The organism is Cellulomonas bogoriensis 69B4 = DSM 16987 (assembly GCF_000767165.1).
GTDB classification, from domain to species: domain Bacteria; phylum Actinomycetota; class Actinomycetes; order Actinomycetales; family Cellulomonadaceae; genus Actinotalea; species Actinotalea bogoriensis.
This window is the reverse complement of the sequence record NZ_AXCZ01000481.1, coordinates 1-395: the sequence shown is the minus strand read 5'-3', so window position 1 is coordinate 395 and position 395 is coordinate 1. Positions and strand designations below refer to the sequence as shown.

The following is a 395-nucleotide window of genomic DNA, read 5'->3' as shown; positions in this document are numbered from 1 at the left end:
CACACCGCTCGCGGCGGGCGGCGACGGGTCCGCCGAGGAGGTGCTGCTCTCCGGCGCGCGGCTCGTCGCACGCAGCTTCGCTGACGCGCTGGGGGCCGCGCTCACGCACACCGAGCTGCCCGACCTCGTCGTCGCCTACCTGCCCGTGACGGACGACGTGGGCCACGAGCTCGTCGGGCTCCTGGACCCGGACGCGGACCTGCCGCACGCTGCCCGCACGCGCGCGTGGGAGCTCGTCGCAGCTGCGTACCAGCTCGCGGACGACCTCCTCGGGATGGTCGTGCGCCGTGCGGGGGCCGACGACACGGTCGTCGTGTCCGCCGACCACGGCATGGCGCCGGTGCGGACGACCTTCTATCCGAACAACGTGCTGGTCAGCGCCGGTCTCGCGGTCA

At 74.4% G+C, this 395-nt stretch carries 1 protein-coding gene; it reads left to right on the top strand.

The window, feature by feature from the left end; genetic code table 11:
• The coding region (locus N869_RS16120) for an alkaline phosphatase family protein (protein ID WP_035063470.1) at positions 1–395 on the top strand (395 nt) is incomplete at both ends.